This window comes from Micromonospora sp. NPDC048063 (assembly GCF_043202855.1).
Taxonomy (GTDB): domain Bacteria; phylum Actinomycetota; class Actinomycetes; order Mycobacteriales; family Micromonosporaceae; genus Micromonospora.
The window spans coordinates 120,416-143,606 of the sequence record NZ_JBIDBG010000008.1; the positions used below are offsets into that span (position 1 = coordinate 120,416).

General features: G+C 72.9%; 24 protein-coding genes. 17 read left to right on the forward strand and 7 right to left on the reverse strand.

The window, feature by feature from the left end; all coding sequences use genetic code 11:
• Nucleotides 1–64 precede the first annotated feature (64 nt).
• The 8 genes from ACGFZ2_RS20660 (at nucleotide 65) to ACGFZ2_RS20695 (ending at nucleotide 7,594) form a co-directional block, all read left to right on the forward strand.
• Nucleotides 65–622: a helix-turn-helix domain-containing protein gene (locus tag ACGFZ2_RS20660; protein WP_393455830.1), complete on the forward strand. Its 558-nt coding sequence runs from the start codon at nucleotides 65–67 to the stop codon at nucleotides 620–622.
• Nucleotides 615–1,493, forward strand: coding sequence for an SRPBCC family protein (locus ACGFZ2_RS20665; RefSeq protein ID WP_393455833.1), 879 nt, complete (start codon nucleotides 615–617; stop codon nucleotides 1,491–1,493). Before ACGFZ2_RS20660 ends, ACGFZ2_RS20665 begins: the two co-directional genes overlap by 8 nt.
• 305 nt (nucleotides 1,494–1,798) lie before the next feature.
• The gene (locus tag ACGFZ2_RS20670; RefSeq protein WP_393455836.1) at nucleotides 1,799–2,689 is read left to right on the forward strand and encodes a CHRD domain-containing protein; all 891 of its coding nucleotides are present in this window, start codon (nucleotides 1,799–1,801) and stop codon (nucleotides 2,687–2,689) included.
• Nucleotides 2,690–2,856: 167 nt separating this feature from the next.
• Nucleotides 2,857–3,741 carry a sugar phosphate isomerase/epimerase family protein gene (locus tag ACGFZ2_RS20675; protein WP_393455839.1) on the forward strand — a complete coding sequence of 295 codons (885 nt, stop codon included), beginning with the start codon at nucleotides 2,857–2,859 and terminating at the stop codon, nucleotides 3,739–3,741.
• Nucleotides 3,742–3,789: 48 nt separating this feature from the next.
• On the forward strand, nucleotides 3,790–4,023 hold the full coding sequence (locus ACGFZ2_RS20680) for a zinc-ribbon domain-containing protein (RefSeq protein ID WP_393455842.1): 234 nt from the start codon (nucleotides 3,790–3,792) through the stop codon (nucleotides 4,021–4,023).
• Nucleotides 4,024–4,297: 274 nt separating this feature from the next.
• Nucleotides 4,298–4,783, forward strand: a complete 486-nt coding sequence (locus ACGFZ2_RS20685) for a hypothetical protein (protein WP_393455845.1) — start codon at nucleotides 4,298–4,300, stop codon at nucleotides 4,781–4,783.
• Nucleotides 4,784–4,895: 112 nt separating this feature from the next.
• The gene (locus ACGFZ2_RS20690; protein ID WP_393455848.1) at nucleotides 4,896–6,008 is read left to right on the forward strand and encodes a hypothetical protein; all 1,113 of its coding nucleotides are present in this window, start codon (nucleotides 4,896–4,898) and stop codon (nucleotides 6,006–6,008) included.
• Nucleotides 6,005–7,594 (forward strand): hypothetical protein, encoded by a 1,590-nt coding sequence (locus ACGFZ2_RS20695; protein WP_393455851.1) that lies wholly within the window; start codon nucleotides 6,005–6,007, stop codon nucleotides 7,592–7,594. Before ACGFZ2_RS20690 ends, ACGFZ2_RS20695 begins: the two co-directional genes overlap by 4 nt.
• Before the next feature lie 307 nt (nucleotides 7,595–7,901).
• Here ACGFZ2_RS20695 and ACGFZ2_RS20700 read toward each other — a convergent pair whose 3' ends face one another.
• Nucleotides 7,902–8,837, reverse strand: coding sequence for a S41 family peptidase (locus ACGFZ2_RS20700; protein WP_393455854.1), 936 nt, complete (start codon nucleotides 8,835–8,837; stop codon nucleotides 7,902–7,904).
• Between the two features lie 55 nt (nucleotides 8,838–8,892).
• On the opposite strand from ACGFZ2_RS20700, the gene ACGFZ2_RS20705 reads away from it, so the two are divergent.
• The 3 genes from ACGFZ2_RS20705 (at nucleotide 8,893) to ACGFZ2_RS20715 (ending at nucleotide 10,595) form a co-directional block, all read left to right on the forward strand.
• Nucleotides 8,893–9,420 carry an ArsR/SmtB family transcription factor gene (locus ACGFZ2_RS20705; RefSeq protein WP_393455857.1) on the forward strand — a complete coding sequence of 176 codons (528 nt, stop codon included), beginning with the start codon at nucleotides 8,893–8,895 and terminating at the stop codon, nucleotides 9,418–9,420.
• A gap of 98 nt (nucleotides 9,421–9,518) precedes the next feature.
• Nucleotides 9,519–10,277 carry a MerR family transcriptional regulator gene (locus ACGFZ2_RS20710; protein ID WP_393455860.1) on the forward strand — a complete coding sequence of 253 codons (759 nt, stop codon included), beginning with the start codon at nucleotides 9,519–9,521 and terminating at the stop codon, nucleotides 10,275–10,277.
• 33 nt (nucleotides 10,278–10,310) lie between these two features.
• Nucleotides 10,311–10,595, forward strand: a complete 285-nt coding sequence (locus tag ACGFZ2_RS20715) for a putative quinol monooxygenase (RefSeq protein WP_393455863.1) — start codon at nucleotides 10,311–10,313, stop codon at nucleotides 10,593–10,595.
• 102 nt (nucleotides 10,596–10,697) lie between these two features.
• Here the strand turns inward: ACGFZ2_RS20715 and ACGFZ2_RS20720 are convergent, their stop codons facing one another.
• Entirely contained in the window at nucleotides 10,698–11,948 is a 1,251-nt protein-coding gene (locus tag ACGFZ2_RS20720) for a serine hydrolase (protein ID WP_393455866.1), read from the reverse strand.
• Nucleotides 11,949–12,024: 76 nt separating this feature from the next.
• Nucleotides 12,025–13,560, reverse strand: a complete 1,536-nt coding sequence (locus ACGFZ2_RS20725; RefSeq protein ID WP_393455869.1) for a gluconokinase — start codon at nucleotides 13,558–13,560, stop codon at nucleotides 12,025–12,027.
• A gap of 224 nt (nucleotides 13,561–13,784) precedes the next feature.
• Between ACGFZ2_RS20725 and ACGFZ2_RS20730 the strand changes: the two genes are divergently transcribed.
• From ACGFZ2_RS20730 to ACGFZ2_RS20740, 3 genes are read left to right on the forward strand one after another with little or no spacing between them, the layout of a single operon-like run.
• On the forward strand, nucleotides 13,785–14,402 hold the full coding sequence (locus ACGFZ2_RS20730; protein WP_393455872.1) for an IS607 family transposase: 618 nt from the start codon (nucleotides 13,785–13,787) through the stop codon (nucleotides 14,400–14,402).
• Nucleotides 14,399–15,808 (forward strand): RNA-guided endonuclease TnpB family protein, encoded by a 1,410-nt coding sequence (locus tag ACGFZ2_RS20735; protein ID WP_393455875.1) that lies wholly within the window; start codon nucleotides 14,399–14,401, stop codon nucleotides 15,806–15,808. The genes ACGFZ2_RS20730 and ACGFZ2_RS20735 overlap by 4 nt, the downstream gene beginning before the upstream one ends.
• A 26-nt stretch (nucleotides 15,809–15,834) precedes the next feature.
• Nucleotides 15,835–18,213 carry an acylase gene (locus ACGFZ2_RS20740; protein ID WP_393455878.1) on the forward strand — a complete coding sequence of 793 codons (2,379 nt, stop codon included), beginning with the start codon at nucleotides 15,835–15,837 and terminating at the stop codon, nucleotides 18,211–18,213.
• A gap of 110 nt (nucleotides 18,214–18,323) precedes the next feature.
• Here ACGFZ2_RS20740 and ACGFZ2_RS20745 read toward each other — a convergent pair whose 3' ends face one another.
• From ACGFZ2_RS20745 to ACGFZ2_RS20755, 3 genes are all read right to left on the reverse strand, one after another.
• Nucleotides 18,324–18,776: a SitI3 family protein gene (locus ACGFZ2_RS20745; protein WP_393455881.1), complete on the reverse strand. Its 453-nt coding sequence runs from the start codon at nucleotides 18,774–18,776 to the stop codon at nucleotides 18,324–18,326.
• 15 nt (nucleotides 18,777–18,791) lie between these two features.
• The gene (locus ACGFZ2_RS20750) at nucleotides 18,792–19,202 is read right to left on the reverse strand and encodes a hypothetical protein (RefSeq protein ID WP_393456179.1); all 411 of its coding nucleotides are present in this window, start codon (nucleotides 19,200–19,202) and stop codon (nucleotides 18,792–18,794) included.
• Nucleotides 19,203–19,375: 173 nt separating this feature from the next.
• Complete coding sequence (locus ACGFZ2_RS20755) at nucleotides 19,376–19,903, reverse strand: DUF6244 family protein (protein WP_393455884.1); 528 nt, start codon at nucleotides 19,901–19,903, stop codon at nucleotides 19,376–19,378.
• 301 nt (nucleotides 19,904–20,204) lie between these two features.
• Here ACGFZ2_RS20755 and ACGFZ2_RS20760 point away from each other — a divergent pair, with 301 nt between their 5' ends.
• Nucleotides 20,205–21,368 (forward strand): hypothetical protein, encoded by a 1,164-nt coding sequence (locus tag ACGFZ2_RS20760; RefSeq protein ID WP_393455887.1) that lies wholly within the window; start codon nucleotides 20,205–20,207, stop codon nucleotides 21,366–21,368.
• Between the two features lie 82 nt (nucleotides 21,369–21,450).
• Here the strand turns inward: ACGFZ2_RS20760 and ACGFZ2_RS20765 are convergent, their stop codons facing one another.
• Entirely contained in the window at nucleotides 21,451–22,008 is a 558-nt protein-coding gene (locus ACGFZ2_RS20765; RefSeq protein ID WP_393258962.1) for a hypothetical protein, read from the reverse strand.
• A gap of 115 nt (nucleotides 22,009–22,123) precedes the next feature.
• Between ACGFZ2_RS20765 and yidD the strand changes: the two genes are divergently transcribed.
• Together yidD and ACGFZ2_RS20775 are read left to right on the forward strand one after the other, a co-directional pair.
• Nucleotides 22,124–22,555, forward strand: coding sequence for a membrane protein insertion efficiency factor YidD (gene yidD / locus ACGFZ2_RS20770; protein ID WP_393456182.1), 432 nt, complete (start codon nucleotides 22,124–22,126; stop codon nucleotides 22,553–22,555).
• A gap of 68 nt (nucleotides 22,556–22,623) precedes the next feature.
• Nucleotides 22,624–23,112: a hypothetical protein gene (locus ACGFZ2_RS20775; protein ID WP_393258963.1), complete on the forward strand. Its 489-nt coding sequence runs from the start codon at nucleotides 22,624–22,626 to the stop codon at nucleotides 23,110–23,112.
• The last annotated feature ends 79 nt before the right edge of the window (nucleotides 23,113–23,191 follow it).

Here is a 23,191-nt window from a genome sequence, read left to right on the forward strand (position 1 = left end):
GGCCGGCGCGGCTTACGTCGAACCCATTGACAAATAAATTTTGTACGTACAAACTGATTTTGCCATGAGAGATGTCCTGTACCTGGAGCAGATGGAGCAGGCCGAGGCCCTGCTCAAGCCGCAGCGCGTCGAGGTGCTGCGGCAACTGGCCGAGCCGCGCACCTGCACCGAGGTCGCCGCCCGGCTGGAGCAGACGCCGCAGCGCGTCTACTACCACGTCAAGCAGCTCGTCGCCGCCGGGCTGGCCGAGCAGGTCAGCGAGCGCAAGGTCCGGGGCATCACGGAGGGCATCTACCAGGCCGCCGCCCGGTCCTACTGGCTGTCGCCCCGGCTCGTCGGCCGGATCGGCCTGCGCCGGGCCCGCGACGAGCTGAGCCTCGGTTACCTGCTGGACCTGATGGAGGAGGTCCAGGCCGACATCGCCGGGCTGGACCGCGCCGCCCCCGAGCTCCCCTCGGTGGGGGTGGCCGGCGAGATCCGGGTGCCGGCGGAGCAACGTCAGCAGTTTCTGCACGACCTGCAGACGACCCTGCAGGACCTTTTCACGCGTTACGGGGGCGCCGAGGGCGACGCCTTCAAGCTTGCCGTGGCCTGTTATCCGAAGGGGAAAGACCGTGAGTGAACCGATGAAGGTGCCCGTCCGCCTCGCCGCGCCGGTCGCGACCGTCCGCCGCGCCCTGACCGACCCGGCCGAGCTGCGCGTCTGGCTCGCCGAGCACGCCGAGGTCGAGCTGCCGCACCGGTACGAGTTCTGGGGCCGGCACACCCCCGAGGGCGACGCGCCGCACCAGCGGCTGCTGCACGTCGACGACGACACCCTGCGCTTCGCCTGGCTGCTCGACGGGGTCGAGACGACCACCGAGTTCGCCCTGCGCGCCGAGGGGCCCGACAGCACGGTCCTGACGCTGACCCAGAGCCACTTCGACTTCGCCGAGATGATGAGCGGCAGCAGCATCCGCGGCGTGCTGCAGACCTTCTGGAGCCTGTCGCTCGCCAACCTGGCCGCCCACCTGGAGGGCGACCCGCTGCTGCCGAAGGTCGACTTCACCTCCGCCGAGCTGCGCGGCGAGGTGCTGATCGACGCGCCGGCGGCCAAGGTGTTCGAGTCGCTGACCGATTCCGCGCAGGCCAGCGCCTGGTTCGGCTATCCGATCGGCATCGAGCCCTGGGTCGGCGGCCGCTACGCCATGGGTGGCTTCGAATCCGGTCACGCCGCCAAGGTCGTCGACCTGGAGCCCGGCCGGAAGCTCTCGGTCGACTGGGGCCCGATCGGCGTCAGCACCTGGGAGCTGGCCGAGTCGCAGGGGAAGACGAAGCTGACCTTCGTGCAGTCCGGCTTCGACGAGCAGAACCCCCCGTACGCGGGCTGGGCCGGGTCGCTCTCGGGGCTGTTCGAGCTGCGCCGCTTCCACGAGATGAAGGACTGGCAGCCCATCTGGCTACCGGCCGAGGTGCCGGGCCTGGAGCCGGAGGTCGCTCAGGCGACGAGCTGACCTCGGGAGCGGGAGCCCCCTGTCACCCCATCGGGGTACAGGGGGCTCTTGCCTGTCCAAGCGCCGCAGAGCCGGTGCAGGCGGTCCACAGGTCGCGAAAGTCTCTCACGGTCGGATCGGGGAAGCCGCGACGGCATATGGGAAATATGGGACAATTTCATCATAGGGGCGCCTGCTCAGCCTGAGCCGTCGGCATCGTGACTCCGTTCTCGGCTGAACGGCGCCTTCCGCCTGCGCCTCCGACGGATCGGTCGACGGCCGTCCGTGAGCTTGGGCCAGGCCTCGCCTAGGAAGGAGCAGCAGTGATGGTGGGACGTACTCGACTGTGGGCAGTTGCGGTGGCGGCCGGCGCGGCGGTGGCGGCGGTCGCCGTCGGAAACGCCGCCATGGGCGACGGACGGGACGACTCGCGCGACAAGCACGAGTCGCGAGAGTCGCAGAACTCGTGGGACTGGGACGACTCGCGGCGCGGTGAGGACACCGTGCGGGCGAAGCTCAGCGGCTACCAGGAGGACCCGCTCACGATCTCCACGCCCGGTTCGGGCCGGTTCGAGGCGCACATCGACGAACGGAACAAGGAGATCAAGTGGCGACTGAGCTACGACGACCTGAAGGACGTCGAGCAGGCGCACATCCACTTCGGAGGAAGACACCAGAGCGGCGGCATCGCCGCCTTCCTCTGCTCGAACCTCAAGGACGCGAAGGGCGGCGCGCCACAGGGCACCCAGGCCTGCCCTCCCGCCCCTGCCAAGATCGAGGGGACCATCAGGCCCGCTGACGTGGTGGGCCCCGCCGACCAGGGCATCGAGCCCGGGGAGTTCGACGAGCTGGTCGACGCGATCGAGGCCGGCGTCACGTACGCCAACGTGCACACCAAGAAGTACCCGAAGGGCGAGATCCGGGGCCAGATCAAGAGCGACGAGCGGGACCACGACAAGCGTGACGACTCGGGCCGTGGCGAGGAGCGCGACGAGTGGGGCCAGGGCAAGGGTGACGAGTGGGGCCAGGACGAGCGTGACGACTCGGGTCGCGACGAGGAGCGCGACGAGTGGGGTCAGGACAAGGGTGACGAGTGGGGCCCGGACAAGGGCGGCGAGTGGGGCCAGGACAAGGGTGACGATCGGAGCCAGGACAAGCGCGGCGACTCCGGCGAGCAGAAGCGCGACGACTGGGACCGGCAGATGAGCGACGCCTGACAGCGACGTACTCATCGTCGGCCGTCGTGCCTGTGCGAGCCTGCCGTCGCGGCGGGCGGGCCACGGGCCCGGCAGGGGCATCCGCTCGTTTGCCACGAGCGGATGCCCCGGTGTCGGCCGGCCGTGGCGCCCCCACGATCCTCTACAGTCGACGGATTCCGTCGACTGTGGAGGGCGAGAGGGCGGGCATGAAGATCGGCATCAACACGTGGGCGTGGGTCGCGCCGCTGACCGACGAGGAGCTCGCCCGACTCGCCCCACGGATCAAGGCGTGGGGCTTCGACGCCGTCGAGTTGCCCATCCAGGCCCCGGGTGACTGGGATCCCACGGTGGCCGCGGAGCTGCTCGCCGGGCTGGACCTGGCCCCCGCCGTCTGCGCCGGCCTGCTGCCCGAGCACGACCTGCTCGCCGACGACGAGCAGGTCGTGCGGCTCACCGAGGACTTCGTCCGGCACTGCCTGCGGGCCGCGAGCCAGGTGGGGGCCGACGTCGTGGCCGGCCCGCTCTACGCGCCGGCCGGTCGGACCTGGCTGCTCGACGCGGACGCGCGGCGCGCCACCACGGCGCGCCTCGTGGACCGGCTCCGGCCGCTGGCCGCCGAGGCCGCCGAGCGGGGCGTCACGATCGCCCTCGAACCGCTCAACCGGTTCGAGACCAGCCTGCTCAACACCGTCGAGCAGGCGTTGGAGGTGGTCGACGGGATCGACGGCCTGGGGCTCGCGCTGGACACCTTCCACCTGAACATCGAGGAACGCGACCTGCCGGCGGCCATCCGGACGGCCGGTGACCGGCTCGCCCACGTGCAGGTGTGCGGCAACGACCGCGGCGTGCCCGGCGGGGACCACCTCGACTGGCGGGCGATGCTGGCCGCCCTCGCGGACATCGACTACGCCGGCCAGTTGAGCATCGAGTCGTTCACGGCGCCGGCCCTGGCCGTGCCGATGTCCGTGTGGCGACCGCTCGCCACCGGCCCCGACGCGCTCGCCGTCGAGGGGTTGGCCTTCCTGCGCGGGCTGTCGGCCGTGCCGTCCGCCAAGAATTCCCGCTCCTGACCCCGGTCGCGGGGTGATTGCGGGCCCGGCAGTGGGTACTGCCGGGCGATGTTCTTCATCTTCGGGCTCCGCACCAAGGTCAGCCAGTCGGGCGTGGTGCGGCAGGTCTGCCGCAACTGCGGCAACGACGCCGCACAGGTGATCACCCGCCGGTCGACGAAGTTCAGCCTGTTCTTCGTCCCGATCATCCCGATCCGCACCCGCTACGTGCAGCAGTGCACCTTCTGCGGCGCCCAGTACGACATCCCCACGTCCGAGGCCGAGCGCCTCGCGGTCGGCTGAGCCCACCGATGGCCCGCTTCCTCTGCTGGCTGATCGGCCGGCAGCCCGCCGCGCCCGCCCCGGCGCCCGTGCACACCGTCTCCCGGCCGCCCTGCACCCCGGGGCGCCGCCGGCGTCGCCGAGACCGCCGCCCGACGGCCGGCACCGCCCTGCCCCGCTCGCCCTGGAACCGCTCCTCCGGCCGTTGACCGCCGCGTGACCCGTGGGTGCCGGTGTCAGCCGGCCCGACAGCGCGCGCCCCGGCCCGCGTGCCGGGGCGTGCCAGGATGTGGCGATGTCGTATCCCCCTCATCCGTCGTACCCGCCGGGGCCCGGCGCGGTCACCCCGCTGGTCGCCTACCCCCACCCGATCCCGCCACCCCCGGGCCACGCCGTGCTGGCCGTCTCGGTCAACCGCGGGCCGTACCTCGTCCCCGCCCCCTCGACCAGCAAGTTCAAGGTCGACCGCCAGGTCGTGCCGATTCCCGGCGAGGGCACCTGGCACGTGGCCGTCCCGGCGGGCCCGCACGACGTCCGCTACACCGACTTCATGGGCATTCCCGTGATGACCACCGCGCTCGTCGCCCATCCCGGCGCGGTGCACCACCTGTCGTTCCGCTTCGGTGGGTGGCGCAACCGCGTCCACGACGGGCAGGGCACCGACGTGACGAAGTTCGGGATGTGGTCGAACTACAGCATCCTGCTGGTCACCCTCCTTGTGCTCGGCGTGGTCTGCTGCGGCGGCTCCGCGCTCCTGGCCGGTCTCTCCGGCTCGGCCTGACCGGGCTCCGGCGCGGTTTGGCCGGGCACGCGCGCACCGGGCGGCGTCCCGCGCTCTTCGCGCCGGGGCGTCGCCCGGCGCGACCGGCGGGGACCGCCTATCGTGGCGGATCGTGACGAGCAGCGAGGAGCGACTGGCGGCGATCCGCGGCGGCGTGCCACCCAGGCGGCACAACGCCCGCACCATCGCCGCGCTGACCGGCAACCCGGGCTGCACCCGGCGGGCCGTGCTGGACGGCGCCGGGGTGGACAAGCCGAAGCTGGCCGAGCGGATCGGTTTCCCCGCCCGGTTCGGGCAGTCCCGGTTCGCCATCACCCGTGGCAACGCCTTCGAGGCGCAGGTCAAGGCCGACGGCGGGGCCGAGCTGCTGCGGCTGGTCGCCGAGCGGTTGGGCGTACCGGTGCCGGCGGCGGCGACCTGGACGGACCTCGGCGACGGCGTCGAGGACGACACGGCAGCCCGGCACCGGCGCTCCGCCGAGCTGCTGACCGGCGCCACGCCCGGCGACGGGACGGGCGACGCCGCCGCGCTGTTCGACCATCCCCTGCTCGGCCTGGACGTCGCCGGCCGCCGGGTGCACCTGGAGCCGGACCTGGTCGCCGCCCGGCTCGCCGGTCGGTTCCACGTGGTCGAGATCAAGTCGTTCCCGGTGGTCGACGGTCAGGCCGACGCGGCCAAGGTGTCCGCCGCCGCGACCCAGGCCGCCGTATACGTGCTGGCCCTGCGCGAGCTGCTCGCTTCCGCCGGCCACGGCCCCGAGTTGGTGTCGCACGACGTGGTGCTGGTCTGCCCGCGGGACTTCGCCAACCAGCCGGTGGCCAGCCTGGTCGACGTGCGCAAGCAGTTGCTGGTGCTGCGTCGGCAGCTCGACCGGATGGCCCGGCACGACGCGCTGCTGGCCGCCGTGCCCGAGGACTTCACCGCCGACCTGGCCGCCGAGCCCGCGGCGCTGCTCGCCGCGCTGTCCCGGGTGGAGGCCCGCTACGCGCCGGAGTGCCTGGCGGCCTGCGAGCTGGCGTACTTCTGCCGGCACGAGGCGCGCGGCCACAGCGGGGCGCTGGGCCGGCCGGTCCGGGAGGCGCTGGGCGGGATCGCGGACGTCGACGAGGTGCTGGCGCTGGCCGCCGGCGAGCGCACGCCGGACCCGGGGCAGGAGGAGGCCGCCGCGCTGCTGCGGGCCGCCGCCCGGCTGCGCGCCGACGCCCTCGCCGGGACCCCGGCATGAGTACGCTCCGCGCGCTCGCCAGGGCGCAGGCGCTCGCCGCCGGGGTGGCCCAGCCGGTGGCGACCGTCCGGCACCTGCACCTGGCCGAGCGCCCGCTGGTGCTGGTGCCGCTGGCGATGGCCGGCGAGGCGAACGCCCCGTTGGCGGCGCTGGTCGGCGACGCGCCCGACGCGGCGCGGCTGCTGATCGTGCCGCAGCCCCGCAACCGCGACCAGCGATTCCGGTTCGCCGCCGAGCTGGCCGCGACCGTGCTGCCGTACCTCGACGGGTTCCGAGGGGTCGCCGAGGCGGTGCCGATCGACCGGGGCAGGGACGTGCGGTACCGGTACGTCGACGCCCCGCAGCTGCTGGTGCCGAACCCGGCCGGGGTGACCTTCCTGCGGCTGCTCGGCCGCTCCACCCGCTTCCGTCGCCCCGACGGGGAGTATCCAGTGCACCCGTCGGTGCCGGTGCTCGGGCGCTGGCTGACCTTCCTCGCCGAGCGGGCCGAGCACCCAGGCTCGTCGGCGCTGGTGGCGATGACCGACGCGCTGACCCTGCACTGGGCCACCGGCCAGAGCGTGGTGGAGGACCTGCACCTGCCGGCGCTGCTCGGCTGGATCGACCCGCCGGCCGGGCTCACCGGCCCCGAGGCGGCGGCCCGGGCCGAGGACCCGGCGCTGTGCCCGCCCGCCGGGCCGGCCACCGACCCCGACTTCGACAACCACCGCCTCGCCCCGGCCATCGCCGCGTACGCCGCCGCCGAGGACGATCCGGAGGCGCGCGCCGGGGCGTACGCGGAGCTGGAGCGGCTGCTGCGCGACCAGCTCGCGCCCACCTGGGAACTGATGTGGCGCGGCGTGGGGTTGCTGCGCGGCCTGCCGCCGGGGGCCCGGGTGGCCGGCCGGTGGGACGGCGACAAGGACGCGTTCACCGGGTACGCCGAGCACGTCGACGCGGGCGGCCCGCCGCAGCCCCGCCGCGACGGGGCGGTGGCCGCCGCCCAGCGGCTGCACCGGCTGGAACGGGCCCTGACCTCGTACGCCGTCCAGCGCGCCTACGACGACCCGCTGGTGATGGCGGAGCACCGGCTGACCGGCGAGGCGTTCGTGGGCGAGGTGACCCTGGCCGACCCGAAGCGGGTGGACGACACCGGGAAGCGGCCGGTGCTGCGCCCCCGCGTCCAGGTCGTCACCACCGAGCCGGTGCCGATGCCGGTCGGCACCACGCTGTACTCGCCGGCCCGGCCGGCGCAGAAGGCCAAAGTGGTCTTCGTGACCCCGGCGGCGGACGGCAAGACCGAGGTGGTGCTGGAACTCTCCGGCGGGATGGGCCGGGGGCTGACGGCCCCGCCGGGCACCGTGCCCGAGGTGGGGGAGCGGCTCTGCTACACCACCCTGTCGGACTCCTTCATGCCGGCGGGGACCTTCCCTGCCGTCGAGGAGACCCCGTGGACCCACGGGGGCCCGCCGGCCCCCGCGCCGCCCGGCTCCGGCCCGGCCCTTGCGCCTGGGTCGCACGGCCCCGCCTCGGGCTCCACCGACCGCGCGGTCGCGGCGGTCTCTTCGGCCGACGCGTACGGCGACCCCGACGAGGAGTGGGCCTGACCGGCCCGACGCGTCGGTCTCCCACCCGCCCGGGCCTGGGCTGGACTCCCGTCACCGGTCCAGCGCCATCTGGCCCGGAACTCGCCGCCACTCTCCGTTACCTTCTTGCGTTTCCGGGACCTACCCCCTCCGCGCGCTTTGCTCTGCACCCACCGACGCGCCAGGCACGCTGCGTGAACTCCGCGAACTGCCCGCTGACTGGATATGTCCAGGTCAAGACCCGTGGTGCGGTGATGGGTGCAGAGCAAAGGGGCGACGGGGCGGTGCGGTCCTCCGGCCGTGGCGTGACGCTGCGTGACGAGGAGCGCTAGGTAACGGTGAGTGATGGCGGGGCGGTGCGCAGGACGGTCCGGTGGGCGGCGTCGAGCGCCTCGGCCGCTGGCACCTCGACGTCCGGAACGACGCCCGTGCCCTCCCAGTTGGTGCCGGAGACCGGGTTGACCGGGCTGGCGATCGGCACCGAGAGGTGCAGGTGCGGGTGGACGGGGAACCCCGTCCGGGGGTGGGCGCCGCCCCCGGTCCGCTCGCCGACGACCGTGGCCCGGCCGTGCTGCTGGAGCGCGTAGGCGAGCGACTCGCCGCCGGAGAAGGTCGTCGCGCTGGTCAGGACGGCCAGCGGCCGGTCGCCGCCGAAGCGGGCTCCGGCCAGCGGTGCGGGGCTCCAGAACTGGCGGTCGGGCAGGTGGCGCTGGCGCATGGTGTAGATGTGCGTCGGGCGGTCGAAGAGGTGCCCGCAGACCAGCGCCTCCATCTCCGGGTCGCCGCCGATCGTCTCGCGCAGGTCGAGGATCAGGGCGTCGGCGTCGGCGACCAGGCGCAGCGCGGCGGTCATCGCCTCCCCGGCCAGCGTGGGGGAGAACAGTGCGGGCTCGATCCGCACCAGGCCGACGTTGTCGGGCAGCCGCTCCACCCGGTGGATGCCGCCCAGGCTGGCCCGGGCCATCCCGGGCAGCGCGTCGGCGAGCGGATCCCCGCCGTCCTCCGGCAGCGGCCGGTCGTGGAACTTCACCCGCAGGTGGCGGTCGCCGTTGACCGACCGGAGTGTCCGGGTGAGCGAGTCGGCGAGCGCCGACCAGGATGCTGCCTGCCGGTGCTGGTCCGTCTCCGCCCGCAGCAGCCCGGCGAGCCGGGCCGCGACGTCGGCGAAGACGTAGTGCTCGCCGACCAGCCGGGCCGTGCGCTCGACGACCTCGGCGATCTCGATCTGCGATGCCGGTTGTTCCCGTGTGTCGAGGGTTGTCATGCCCGCAGTAGAGCAGCGCTTTGACAAAGCGTCAAGAGAGGTAGACACTTTCGGTATGACGCCGACGCCCGCGGAGCAGCCGCTCGACGACCTGCTGGAGGTCACCACCCCGGCGCAGTTCAAGGCGCTCGGGCACCCACTGCGGCAGCGGCTGCTCTTCGCGCTCGGGCAGCGCCCCGCCACCATCAGCCAACTCGCGGTGGCGCTCGGCGCGGCCAAGGGCAACGTGGCCCACCACCTCAAGGTGCTGCGCGACGCCGGCATGGTCCGCGTCGCCCACACCCGCCAGGTCCGCGGCGGCACCGAGCAGTACTACCAGCGCAGCGCCCGACGGATGCGCGTGGCGCCCGGCCACGCCGCCGCGACCGCCGCGATGCTCGGGGCGGTCGCCGAGGAGGTCTCCGCGGCGCCCGGCGAGCCGCTGCTGCACCTGCGCCACCTGCGCCTCACCGCGGCCCAGGCCGAACGGCTCGGCGCCGCGCTCAGCGAGCTGCTCGACACCGCCGAGGACGCCGGCGAGGGCGAGGACCGCTACGGCGTGCTGGTCAGCCTCTACCGGCAGACCCCGCCGCCACCGGCCTGACCGGTCCCGCCGACGGGCCGCCGCCCGCCGGTCCAGAATCGGGCTTGACCCTCACGTAACGGCAGGCGGGAGCCTCGTTGGCGGAAGGGAGGGAAACCATGGCGTACACGGTGGGACAGGTGGCGAAGTTTGCCGGGGTGACCGTGCGGACGCTGCACCACTACGACGAGATCGGGTTGCTCTCGCCCAGTGGCCGCAGCAGCACGGGCTACCGGCGCTACGACGACGCCGACCTGGAGCGGTTGCAGCACATCCGCTACTACCGGGAGCTGGGGTTCCCGCTGGAGGAGATCGCCGCGATCCTCGACGACCCGGCGAGTGACCCGGCGGCGCACCTGCGCCGCCAGCACGAGCTGCTGACCGTACGGATCAAGAGGCTCCAGGAGATGGTCACGGCGATCGAGTTCGCGATGGAGGCGAGCAAGTTGAACATTGCACTGACCCCGCAGGAGCGGTTCGAGGTCTTCGGCGACTTCGACCCGGAAGCGCACGCCGAGGAGGCCGAGCAACGGTGGGGCGGCACCGAGGCGTACCGGGAGTCGAACCGGCGCGTGTCCCGCTACACCAAGGACGACTGGCTGCGGAACAAGGCCGAGAACGAGGACTGGGGGCGGCGGTTCGTCGAGGTGATGTCCTCCGGCGCGCCGGCGGACAGCCCGGCGGCGATGGAGTTGGCCGAGGAGCACCGGCAGCTCATCAGCCGCTGGTTCTACGAGTGCTCGTACGAGGTCCACACGGGGCTGGCCGACATGTACGTGGCGGACGAGCGGTTCACCGCGTACTTCGAGAGGATCAGGACGGGGATGGCGGCGTACCTGAGCGAGGCCATCCACGCCAACGCGATCAGCCGCGCCTGATCGTGCGGTCCGTCCGCACCCTGGAGGTCACCAGTGCTCATCGTCGCCGGCAGTCTCTACGTCGACCCTGACGAGCGGGACGCCTACCTCGCCGACTGCGTCGAGGTCGTCCGGCAGGCGCGGTCCGCGCCGGGCTGCGTCGACTTCGCGATCGGCGCCGACCTGGTCGAGCCGGGCCGGATCAACGTCTACGAGCGCTGGGAGTCCGACGCGCAACTGCTGGCCTTCCGGGGTGCGGGGCCGGCCGAGGAGCAGACGGTGGCGATCCGCGGCGCCGAGGTGCACAGGTACCGCATCTCCGGCGTCGAGGCTCCCTGACCGGGCTCGGCCGGGCGCCTTCGCGCCCGGCCGGCCCCGGATCCGCTCCGGCACGGCCGGCCGAGCCCGGCTGGCCGTGCGGCCGGCCGGCCGGAGCGGGGCTCACCGTCCATCGGCGACGTGGTCGTAGACGGTGCGGGCGAGGCGGCGGACCACCTCGTCGCCGGTGGCGATCGGGCCGGAGGTGAGGAACGCGACCGCGACCTCGGAGCCGGGGATGAGGTAGTAGCCCACGTCGTGGGAGGCGTCCGGCAGGTCGCCGGTCTTGTGGGCGACCGGGACGCCGGGCGGCAGCGCGGCGGGGATCTTGGTGTTCAGGGTCTGCCGCCGCATGAAGTCGATCAGCAGGTCGCGGGAGCCGGGCGTGAGGATCTGCGCGTCCCAGACCGCGCCGAGCAGCGAGACGACATCGTCCGGGCTGGTGTAGTTCTCCTCGCCCCGCCGGGCGGCGTCCTCGTCGAGGAACTTGCGGGCCAGGATGGTCTGCCACTGGTTCATCGAGTCCGCCAGGGCGTTGACCGGCCCGAACCCGTGCAGGTAGCCGATCAGCACGTTCGCGGCGGTGTTGTCGCTGTAGACGATCGTGTACTCGGCGAGCCGACGCAGGCTCACCACCTGCGGGAACGTCTCGTGCTGGAGCTCGCCCGTGCCGTCGACCACGTCGGCCGGGGTGACCAGCACGCCCTCGTCCAGCGACACCTGGCCGCAGTCGACCCGGCGCAGCAGCTCCACGAGGATCCACAGCTTGATCACGCTGGCCGCCTTCGGCCGGAACGTGCCGTTCACCGCGACCTGCTGGTCGCCGTACCGGCCCGAGAGGTCGCGGACCGTGACGCCGGCCGGGTTGGTGCCGGCCGTGGCGTCGACCACCTGCCGGAGCCGGTCGGTCAGCGGCAGCAGCCGGCGGCCGGCGGCCGGATCGGTGGGCGGCGGGGGGTCGGTGACCACCGGGCCGGCCAGCCGCTGCGGCCGGGCGCCGGGGCGGGCCACCTCCAGGAAGCCCCACCGGCGGCCGACGAGCGGGACGTCGTAGGCGTAGGTCGTACCGTCGAGGGTCAGCGTGCCGCGCGCGGACCGGCCGACGACCCGCATGTCCGGGTCGGCGGCGCGGCCGGTGTCGCCGTCGCAGGCCCGGTAGCGCACGGTGCGCGTGCCGGTGTCCACCGAGAACACCCCGCCGGGGAAGGGCAGCCAGGCCGCCGTGCTGGCCGGCGGGCGCCCGGGCCCGGGCTCCGGCCCGCCGCCGTCCGCCGCCGCCGGCCCCGCCGCCAGCGCCAGCAGGGTGACGACCGCCAGCGGTACGCGCACCGCGCCCCGCCAGGAAGATGAGCGCTTCTTGTCCGTTTTTCTCACGTTTATACGATATGAAGCCCGCGGGTCGCTCGGCATCGCGCCCAGCGGTGTCACCCGTCCGGGGCGCGGGCGGCGGCTATCGTGGCGACCGCTCCGGCGGCAGGCCCGGGGCGAGTCGGCGCAGCGAGGCGAACGTGGGGACCAGCGCGTCGTACAGCTGGGAGAACAGCGGCAGCAGGGCGGCGTACGTGGCGGCGGCGGCCGGGTCGGGGCGGACGGTCTCCTCGAGGTGCACCAGGTCGGCGGCCAGGTCGACGGAGGCGACCAGCCCCAGCGCCTCCATGCCGAGCAGCGCCGCCCCGAAGCTGGAGCCCTCGCGCTCGACGGGGAAGCGCACCGGCATGCCGAGCACGTCGGCGAGCATCTGCCGCCACAGCGGGCTGCGGGCGAACCCGCCGCTGGCCCGGATCTCCCGCACCTCGTTGCCGGCGGCCCGTACCGAGGCCAGCACCAGCGCCAACTGCTGGCAGACCCCCTCCAGCCCGGCCCGCACCAGGTGCGCGCGGCGGTGCCCGTGGGTCAGCCCCACGTACGCGCCGCGCGGCAGCGCGCTCCAGTGCGGTGCCCGCTCGCTCAGCAGGTACGGCAGCATGATCAACCCGCCGGAGCCGACCGGGGCCTCGGCGGCCACCGCCAGCAGCTCCCGCTCGGCGTGCTCGCCCAGCTCCGGGGCGAGCGCGTCGCCGGCCCAGTCGAGCACGAGACCGCCGTTGTTGATCGCGCCACCGACCACCCAGCGCTGCTCGGTCAGCGCGTAGCAGAACACCCCGCCGAGCGGGTCCACGCCGGGGCGTTCCACCATCACCCGCATCGCGCCGCTGGTGCCGATCGAGCAGGCCATCACGCCCGGGGCCACCGCGCCGAGCCCGAGGTTGGCCAGCGGGCCGTCGCCCGCGCCGACGACCACCTTCGTGTCGGGCGGCAGCCCGGTCGCGGCGGCCGCCTCGGCGGTGAGCCCCGGCAGCACGGCGGTGGTGGGCACCAGCTCGGGCAGTTGCTCCTCGGTGATCCCGGCGATGCCGAGCGCCTCGGAGTCCCAGGAGAGCTGGTGGATGTCCATCAGGCCGGTCGCGGAGGCGACCGAGTGGTCGGTCACCAGCGCGTCGCACAGCCGCAGCAGGACCCAGTCCTTGATGCCCACCCAGTAGGCGACCCGCCCGAACAGCTGCGGATCCTGCTCGGCGTACCAGAGCAGCTTGGGCAGCGGCGCCATCGGGTGGACCGGGGTGCCGGTGCGGCGGTGCAGCGCCAGCCCGGACGGGACCGCCCGCAGCCGTTCGGCCTGCCGGCTGGCCCGCGAGTCGGCCCAGGTGAGCGACGGGGTGAGCGGGTTGCCGTCGGCGTCCAGCCCGATCAGGCTGTGCATCGCGGTGCTGAACGCCAAGCCGGCGATCGGCCGGCCCAGCTCCGCCACGACCGCGCGGATCGACTCGAGGACCGCCGTGTGGATGCGGCGCGGATCCTGCTCGGCCCAGCCGGGGTGCGGCTCGTCGAGCGGGTAGCCGACCGAGCGGTGCAGGAGTTGCGTGCCGTCGACGTCGTACGCGACCGCCTTGGTGCTGGTGGTGCCGATGTCGACGCCGACCACGACGGCGCGGAGCGGCTCGCTCACCGACTCCACCCCCTCGCCGTACGCACGGTGACACCGGCCGCCGCTGACGTTACCGAGCGTCCCGACGCCCCGCAGGGGGAACAAGGAGTCACGATCAGCCCTTCCCCGGGCCGCCCTCGCGGCACCAGAATGCCGATCAGTGTGAATGTTCTGCATGTTCACCCAGACGGGCAGCAGCTACTAGTGGTTGTTTTCCTTTCTAGAGCTGTCCATAATTGACTGTCGTGGGAAGTGTTTATCGGATCGGCGAGTTTGCCAAGCGGGTGGGCCGTTCGGTGAGCACGGTGCGCCGGTGGGAGGCGGAGGGCCGGATCGCGGCTCGTCGTCTGCCGTCGGGGCAGCGGTATTTCGACGATTCGGATGTGCGCAGGGTTTTGCAGCCGGGCTTCGCCGTCGACCGGCGGAAGGTTGTGGTGTACTGCCGGGTCTCGTCGCCGGGTCAGAAGTCCGATTTGGCTTCGCAGGTGGCGGCGATGCAGCAGTTCTGCCTCGCTCGCGGTCTGGCCGTGGACGAGTGGATCAGTGAGGTCGGCGGCGGGATGGACCTTCGCCGTAAGGAATTCCTGGCGTTGATGGACGCCGTCGACCGGGGTGAGGTCGCCACGCTGGTGGTGGCGCACAAGGACCGGTTGGCCCGGTTCGGGTTCGACTTGCTGGAGCATGTGGCGGCGCGCGGCGGCTGCGAGATCGTCGTGGCCAACCAGGAGTCCCTGTCCCCGCGGCAGGAGCTGGTCGAGGATTTCCTGGCCATCATCAACTCCTTCTCGTGCCGGCTGTACGGTTTGCGCCGCTTTGAGGAGGAGTTGAAACGGGCGGACTTGACCGTGGAGGGTGACCGGTGAAGGTCACCCGGATCGCCTACTCGGCCCGTCTGAATCCTGGCAAGTACGCCGCTCTGGTGGAGCAGGCCCGCCGGTTGGGTCGGGTGCGTAGTGAGGTGTGGCAGCGTTACGGCGCGATCAACGGTGTCGGGTCCGGGTTGAGAGACCGGCAGGTGCGGGACCGCTGGTTGGCCGACGGCATCCACGTGCAGTTTGGTGTGTTGGCGAACGCGTGGAAGGAAACGGTCCGCGACGCCGTCGCCGACATCGCAGCGAACATGGAGGCGGCCAAGGTCGACGTCCGGCGGGCGGTCAGCCAACGCACCAACGATCCGGGCGAGCGTCAGCGGATGTTCACCGCGCTGCGGGCCGACCAGTGGGCCAGTGACCCGTTCCTGGCCCGGCAGATGCGCAAGCATTGGAAGCGGGGCCGCAACCGCACGCATGATCAGATCGTGGTGCGCGCCGACAAGTACCACACCGCCGTCGATGGGTGGGGCCGGTTGTGGCTGGCGGTCCCGGGCCTGGAGCCCCGCAAGATGGTCAGGATCCCGCTGTCCACGACGGTCACGCCGACGGGTACCTTGCGGCTGATCCTGCGCGGCGGCCGGGTCGAGGTGCACTACCAGATCGACGCGGCGCAGATGCGGTCGTCGCAGCGGCCGTGCGGCGAGGCGACGGTCGGTGTGGACAAGGGCTACACCGAAGCCCTGACCGACTCCGACGGCCAGCCCCACGGTGAACAGCTTGGTGTGCTGCTGTCCAGTGAGTCGGACCGGTTGAAGGAACGGAACCGGCGGCGGGCGAAGCTGCGCTCGATCGCGAACACCGCCGCCCGGCGTGGGGACCACGCGAAAGCGCACCGGGTCAAGGTCAACAATCTCGGCACCGTGAAGCGGGACCGGCAGGCCGCCCGGCATCGGGCGCGGGTGCGCACGGAGATCTTCACCGCCGTGCACGAGGTCGTGGACAAGGCCGCCACGGTGGTCGCCGAAGACCTCACCACACGCTTCACCAGCCGCAGAAAGCTTCCTAAGAACATGAACCGGCGTCTCGCCGCGTGGACCAGAGGAGTCACCGCCGAGGCCCTGAAAAGCGTGTCGGAGCGTAGAGGTTCTGCGCTCGTTCCCGTCAACGCCGCCTACACCTCACAAACCTGTCACCAATGCGGCGCCTTCGGCCGCCGTAGTGGGGACCGGTTTCACTGCACCCGCTGCGGGGTGGTGTGGCAGGCCGACGTGAACGCCGCGATCAACATCCTGCACCGAGCCGGCGACCCCGACATCGCCCTGCACACCCCACACCAGCGGGTGAAGCAGATCCTGCAGGACCGGACCGATCGCCACCGGACCAGACTGCCGGTCCAGGACTCCAGCCCGCGGCTACCGCTGGGCGGAGAGCGAACTATCCGAACTGCTCGGCTATGAGCAACGAGTAGGAAGCAGGAAACAGGATGAGGCTGAAGCCGGCCGGCGCGGTGCTCACCGCACTCGCCACGGTCCTCACCACGGTGGTCACCGGCGTCCCGCCGGCCGCCGCGCAGCACCGCGACAGCGGCTACTCGGCGGAGATCCGCCGGGCGTCGTACGGCGTCCCGCACATCACCGCCCGCGACTTCGCCTCCCTCGGCTTCGGCGTCGGTTACGTGCAGGCCGAGGACAACGTCTGCGTCATCGCCGAGAAGATGGTCACGGTCAACGCCGAGCGGTCCCGCTTCTTCGGGGCGACCGGCCCGACGGACGCGAACGTGCGCAGCGACCTGTTCTTCCGTAAGGCCATCGACGAGCGCACAGCCGAGCGGCTGCTCCAGGGGCCGCGCGACGGCGTGCACTCCCCGTCGGACGAGGTCCGCGACCAGATCCGCGGCTTCGTCGCCGGCTACAACCACTATCTGCGCCGCACCGGCGCGGCGAACCTCACCGACCCGGCGTGCCGGGCGAAGCCGTGGGTGCGCCCGCTGACCGAGCTGGACGTCTGGCGCGCGAGCTGGGCCAGCATGGTCCGGGCCAGCTCGCGGGCGGTGCTCGACGGGATCGTCGCCGCCGCCCCGCCGACGGCGACCGGCCCGGCCGCCGCGCTGGACGCGCCGGGCGCGGCGGCGGTGGTCGCCTCCGCCGACGGCGCGCCCGCCGGGGTGGGCAGCAACGCGTACGGGCTGGGCGCGCAGGCCACCACGCACGGCGGCGGGATGGTGCTGGCCAACCCGCACTTCCCGTGGGAAGGCGCCGAGCGCTTCTACCGGATGCACCTCAAGGTCCCCGGCCGCTACGACGTGGAGGGTGCGGCGCTGGTCGGCGACCCGATCGTCGAGATCGGGCACAACCGCACCCTCGCCTGGAGCCACACCGTCTCCACCGCTCGCCGCTTCGTCTGGCACCGGCTCGCGCTGGTCCCCGGCGACCCCACCTCGTACTACGTGGACGGTCGGCCCCGGAAGATGACCACCCGCACCGTCACCGTGCAGGTGCCCGGCCCGGGCGGCGGGACGGTGCCGGTCAGCCGTACCTTCCACGACACCCACCTCGGCCCGGTGGTCGTGGTCCCCGGCACGTTCGACTGGACCGCCACCAGCGCGTACGCGATCACCGACGCCAACGCGACCAACAACCGCGCGTTCGACGGCTGGCTCCAGATGGGCCGGGCGAAGACGGTGCGCGAGCTGAAGCGGGTGCTCGACCGGCACCAGTTCCTGCCCTGGGTGAACGTGATCGCCGCCGACGCCCGCGGCGAGGCGCTCTACGCCGACCACTCGGTGGTGCCCCGGGTCACCCACGAGCTGGCCGCCGCCTGCATCCCCGCGCCGTTCCAGCCGCTCTACGCCGCCAGCGGCCAGGCCGTCCTCGACGGCTCCCGGTCGGCCTGCGCGCTCGGCCGGGACCCCGACGCGGCCGTGCCCGGCATCCTCGGCCCGGCCAACCTGCCGGTCCGCATCCGCGCCGACTACGTGACCAACTCCAACGACAGCCACTGGCTGGCCAACCCGGAGGCGCCGCTGGAGGGCTACCCGCGCATCATCGGCAACGAGCGCACCGAGCGCAGCCTGCGCACCCGGCTCGGCGTGGAGCAGGTGCGGGGGCGGCTCGCCGGCACCGACGGGCTGCCGGGGCGGGGCTACACCACGTCCCGGCTCTGGCAGACCGTCTTCGGCAACCGCGCGTACGGCGGCGAACTCGTCCGCGACGACCTGGTGGCGCTGTGCACCACGCACCCCACCGCGACCGCCTCGAACGGGACCACGGTCGACCTGCGCGACGCCTGCGCGGCGCTGAAGGGCTGGGACCTGCGCGTCGACCTGGACAGCCGGGGCGCGCACCTGTTCACCGAGTTCGCCCTGTCCGGCGGCATCCGCTTCGCCGACGCGTTCGACGCCGCCGACCCGGTGCGCACCCCGAGCCGGCTGAACACCGCCGACCCGCGCGTGCTCACCGCGCTCGCCGACGCGGTCCGCAGGCTCGCCGGCATCCCGCTCGACGCGCGCCTCGGCGACGTCCAGACCGAGCCGCGCGGCGACCGGCGCATCCCGATCCACGGCGGGCGCGCCGAGGCCGGCGTCTTCAACATGATCATCAGCCCGCTGGCACCCGGCGTCGGCTACCCGAAGGTGGTGCACGGCTCGTCGTTCGTGATGGCCGTCGAGCTGGGCCGGAACGGCCCGTCGGGACGGCAGATCCTCACCTACTCGCAGTCGAGCAACCCGAACTCCCCCTGGTACGGCGACCAGACGCGGCTCTACTCGGGCAAGGGTTGGGACACCATCAAGTACACGGAGGCGCAGCTCAAGGCCGACCCCAACCTGCGCACCTACCGGGTGGGGGAGGGCCACCGCCACTGACCCGCTCCGTTCGCCGCGCCGGTCGGGTCACTCGGCCCGGCCGGCGCGCCATGTCTCGCCGCGACCGACCCAGCCAGATCATCCACCCCGCTGACAGTCGGCCCGAAAGCTCACGGAGCGACGAGGCGATCCACACCGTAGTGGTCCCACCAGGACTGTCGGTGCTTGCGGACGCGCCCTGCGACGCGGGTCAACAGCAGCCAGTTGCCGTTCTGCACCAGTGCCGCGTCCTCCGACCGCCCGGCCAGCACTCGTGCGACCGCCGCCGCCATGTTCGGAATCCCCTTGTCGACCAGGTCGTCCGCGTGCATGGAAAAGTCGAGGTCAACGTACGTTTCAGGCTCCCACTCCCAGCGGGTTCCGTCGTCGTCCTCGGCGTCGTAGTAACCGTGACGGCCCGCGTAGATGGTCAAGGCGTACCCGCGTTCCTCGTAGAGCCGGGCGCTGAACAGCCGGGGGTTGTCCGTCGGAGTCGGCATCTCGGTGACATCCGCGGCCGCCAGTTCGGCCACCTCCTCCAACGGGGCACTGCCCGCCAGCGTCAATCGGAACTCGACAGCCATCTCTCCAGCCTCTCGTCAATCTCGCCACACGATTTGCACGATCGCGCCTCCTCGTGTCACCGCCACCAGTTCCTTCAGCTTGTCGACAGGCCAGGTGTCGAACTGATTCCGCAGGGCCGAGAGATCACCACGCCAGTCCTGGAGGTTCAGCACCACGCGTTGGGTCTGTTCCTTGTCGATCTTCGCGTGGACCTCGCTCCACACACCCCGTACTGGTTTGTCGGGAGTGGGAGAGTAGCAATCGAAGACGTGGCCCTCGATGAGGTAATCCGGGTCCTTGTCCGGGTTGCCGGAGTCGCCGGTGCTGAGCCGCGCCTCGGCGATCTCCTGCCTGGTCGGGTTCTGGTGCACCCGGTAGCCTCTGTCGGCGACCTGGTCGGCGCACTCGTTCTCAAGTTCCAGGGGACGGCGCCCGCCGATGTCCAGCTTCGGTCTGATCCTGGTGCGTGGTCCGGTCGGCGTACCTCCAGGCCTGCCGGTGGCGCGCCGGTTCCAGGACACCCCTGCGTCTTCGCCAGCGGCGGCGGCATCGCCCGTGGAGGTCGGATCGCCGGCGGTGGTGGGGGTGGGGCTGGTCGGTGCAGGACCGCCAGCCCCGGTCAATTTCCCGATGCCCCCAGGCGACGTGCGTCGACGATCGCCGCTTCGACGAATTGTCGGGCGCTCCCGGCGCGCTGGACTACCAGCACCAGGACCTGCTTGATGCTGCTTAGCGCTGACAGGAGCGGGCCCGGCTGGCCACCCTGCAGGACCACGGCGGTGAGCCGCCGCGCCTCGTCGGCCCGGGCGATGGCTCCGGCCGCCGCGTCACGGGCGCCGTCGACGGTGTTCCGCACGGGTGTCAGTACGGTGATCGTCTGTTGCGGAGTGGCCTCCTGGGGGACGGCCATGGCTGCCGTCGTCGCCTCGCCGACCGAGGTGGCGAGGCCGGTCAGGCTTTCGCGGATTCCGGTGATCTCTTGCCGCACCCGGGCCGTACCGGCGGCCACAGCGGCGAAACCGGCGCCGGCAGCTCGCAGCGCTACTTCTCGCGCCTGATCGTCGGCGGCGGCTGCCAGCCCCTGAGCTCTGTCGACGCCGTTCATCAGCACACGGAGTTGGCCGACAATCCTCTCGATGTGCGACACGGCTGACCCTCCCCGATCGACGATGGTGAGGATGTTCGCATGTCAGAACGTACCGTGGCGCCGTGGCGCCGACCAGACGACAGGAGGGTGGCTCCCGGTAGGCGGGCAGCGTGTGACGTGCTGGTCCCCGTGGCAACCCTTGCGTCGCCACAATGTGAGTCGAGGCGGCAGAACCCCCTTATCGTCCGATTTGGTCCGCCGTTCGGCTATTTTGCCCGGATGCGTCGTGTCCCTGCCGGCCGTTGTCACCGTTGACACCGGTGACACCCCGATTGGTGGCCTGCGCGGCGAAGGAGTCGGCGTGGCAAAGACTGATTCGACGGGTTCCACGTGGCGGTACCGGTGGGCGCACCGGCAGAACGAACGACGGCGGCGCGAGTTCCGCAGCGCCGAGCAGGAATGGCGACGACGCGACGACGAACTGCGCCGCCTGCGTACCCTCGCCGAGGCGTTCCACGGCTCGACCGCCGCGGGCGCGGGACTGCCCCTGGAACTGGCCCCCGACGAGGTGGTCTTCTGGGTGCTGCCGGCCGCGCAACTGGTGGAGGTCCGGCACACCGCCGTGCTGCCCGCGCCGGACCTGACAATCGCCCCGGAGGCCGCCCCACTGCGCGCCCGCAGGCCCGACGGCGTCCGCGTCGCCGACGCCGGGATGGCGGTGATCACCAACCGCCGGCTCGTGCTGCTCGGCGGGCGCGGCCGGCGCGACTGGGCGTACGGGAAGATGACCGGCCTGTCCCACGACCCGCACGCGCCGGTCACGCTGATACAGGTGCTGGACCGGCGGCGCACCTCCGGGCTGATGCTCCCCGCCGACGTCGCCGCCGACTTCCGGTTCAAGCTGGCGCTGGCCTTCGCCGACGCCATCGAGCAGCGCGGCGCGGTGCTCGACCAGCTCGACGAGGCGATCGCCGAGCACGCACAGCTCAAGCCGTTCCGGCCACAGATCGCGACCCCCGGGCAGGCCCGGCCCTTCGCGTTCGTGCCCGGCGGCCGGCGCACCGTGGCCGTCGCCGCCGGCATCGCCCTGCTGGTGCCCGCCGCGCTGCTCGACACCGACCCCTCCGACCCGACCGGCTCCGAGGTCGCCGTCGCCGCCACCCCCGCGCCCAGCGGCACCCCCGCGCCCAGCGGCACCCCCGCCCCGAAGGCCGCGACGCCCGTCGTCCCGCCGAAGGCGGCGACCGCGTCCGCGCCGCGCCGCGACACCACGTCGCCCTCGCCGACGCCCGCCCGGGAGCGGCGGTGCGGCGCCCCCGCCAACCCGATGGGGTACGACTTCTGCGGCGGCAACCGCATCCGCAAGCCGGCGGCGGAGATCTGCGACTGGTTCGACTGCGTCCCCGAGTTCTGGGCCGGGCGGGGCTACCTGGTGCAGTGCCGCGACGGCTCGGTCAGCCTCACCGGCGGGCGGCGCGACGCCTGCGCCGAGCACGACGGGATGCGCCGCACCGTCTGGAGCTGACCCTCGGCGGGTGTGTCCCGGGCGCGCGGTGCGGCCTCGCTGCTCAGCGCGCTCCGCGTCGGGCGGGTCCGCGACGACCGCCTCAGCGCAGCCGTTGCAGGGGGAGCAGGCCGGCGAGGATCGCCGCGGCGGCGAGGGGCAGCAGGTCCAGGTCCGCGGCGATCCCCACGAACCCGAGCAGTACCGGCACCGGCACCCACGCCGGCAGCAGCCGGGGTCGCGTGGTCCCCGCCTGCACCAGCAGGGTGAGGATGCCGACCTGGAACAGCAGCGGCCCCAGCATCATGGCCGGATCGGGCAGCGCGGCGGCATCGGCCAGCCCGGGGAACAGGTCGCCGAGGATCACCCACACGAAGGCGGCCACCCCGACCAGCCCCAGCACGGTCGCCGCCTCGGTGAGGACCCGTCGCCGGGGCGCGACGGCCAGCAACAGCCGGCGCAGCCCGACGACCAGCGCGCCGAACAGCAGGATCCCGACGAGGAAGAAGGTGTGGCCGACGTCCCAGGCCAAGCCGTCGCCCCGGTCGCCGTCGAGGCCGTCGACCAGGCGGAGCAGGCCGTAGAGCAGCAGGAGCGCCGGGCCGCCGACGGCGGCCGCCCGCACGAGCCTCGTCGACGTCCGCGCATCGGTGTCAGTCATCCACCCAGCGTCGACGCCCGACCGGCCGCGCTCCATCCGGGACTTCCCGCATCGGCCCCCGACCGACCACCCCGAGCACCGCCCGGGGATGCGAGGGTGGCGCGCCCTTCGCATGATGTTCCCCGTGATCAACGACAAGCACGACCAGCACCGCAAGAAGAAGAAGCGCGACTACTGCGGCGGGTGCAGTTGCGACGTGCCCAACTGCGACGTGCCCAACTGCAACTTCGGGCTCTTCTCCACGCTGCTCACCCTCGGCGCGCTGCTCGCCCGGCTCGTCGCGCCCGGTCGGGCGTCGGCACCCACGGCCGCTCCGGCCAGGCGGGCGCCGCTGGTGGATCGGGCCGGCCGGGCCGCGATCCTCGGCTACCGGCGCTGGCTGTCGCACCGCTGGCCGGGGCAGTGCCGCTACACCCCCACGTGCAGCGCGTACGGGCTGGCCGCCGTGGAGCGGTACGGGCTGGCCGTCGGCGGGCGGATGGCCGCCGACCGGGTGCGCCGCTGCCGTCCCGACGTGCCGCGCGGCACCCACGACCCGGTGCGCTGACCCGGGGATGCCCCTGACCTGCGGAATATCCCGCCCGCCCGCGCTCCCGGTTCGGCCATGATGGGGCCATGGAGATCCGCTCCGACGACGGCGCCCGGGTGAGGATCCGGCCGGTGGGCTACCAGCCGGGGGTCGAGCCGCCGGACGACCCGGACGAGGCGGCGGACTGGGACGACTGGCTGCTCGTCGAGACCGACGCCCGCACCGCCGACGGGCAGTCGTGGTCGCACTACACGCCCTGCCTGACGGTGTCCGAGGCGTACGCGCTGGCGGGCTGGCTGCGGCAGCAGGCCGAGACGACCGGAGACCCGGCGGAACCCTTGGCGGTGGTGCGCTTCATCGAGCCGAACCTGGCCTTCCGCGCCCGGGTGCTGCGCCGTCGCCGGCTGGCGCTGACGGTCGAGTTCTCGTACGAGTCGCTGCCCCCGTGGATGCCGCGGCGGCCGCTCAGCGCGGTCTACCCGCTGACGCTCACGGTCTCCGCCGGGGCCCTCGCGGTGGCGGCGGAGCAGTGGGCGCGGGAAGTCGAGGCGTACCCCCGCCGGGTCGCCTGCTGACTGCCGCCGACCCGGCCGCGACCGTGCGCCGTGCTGCCGGCGGTGGTGTGGGCCCCTCCCTCCGCCCGGTTGCGGCGGC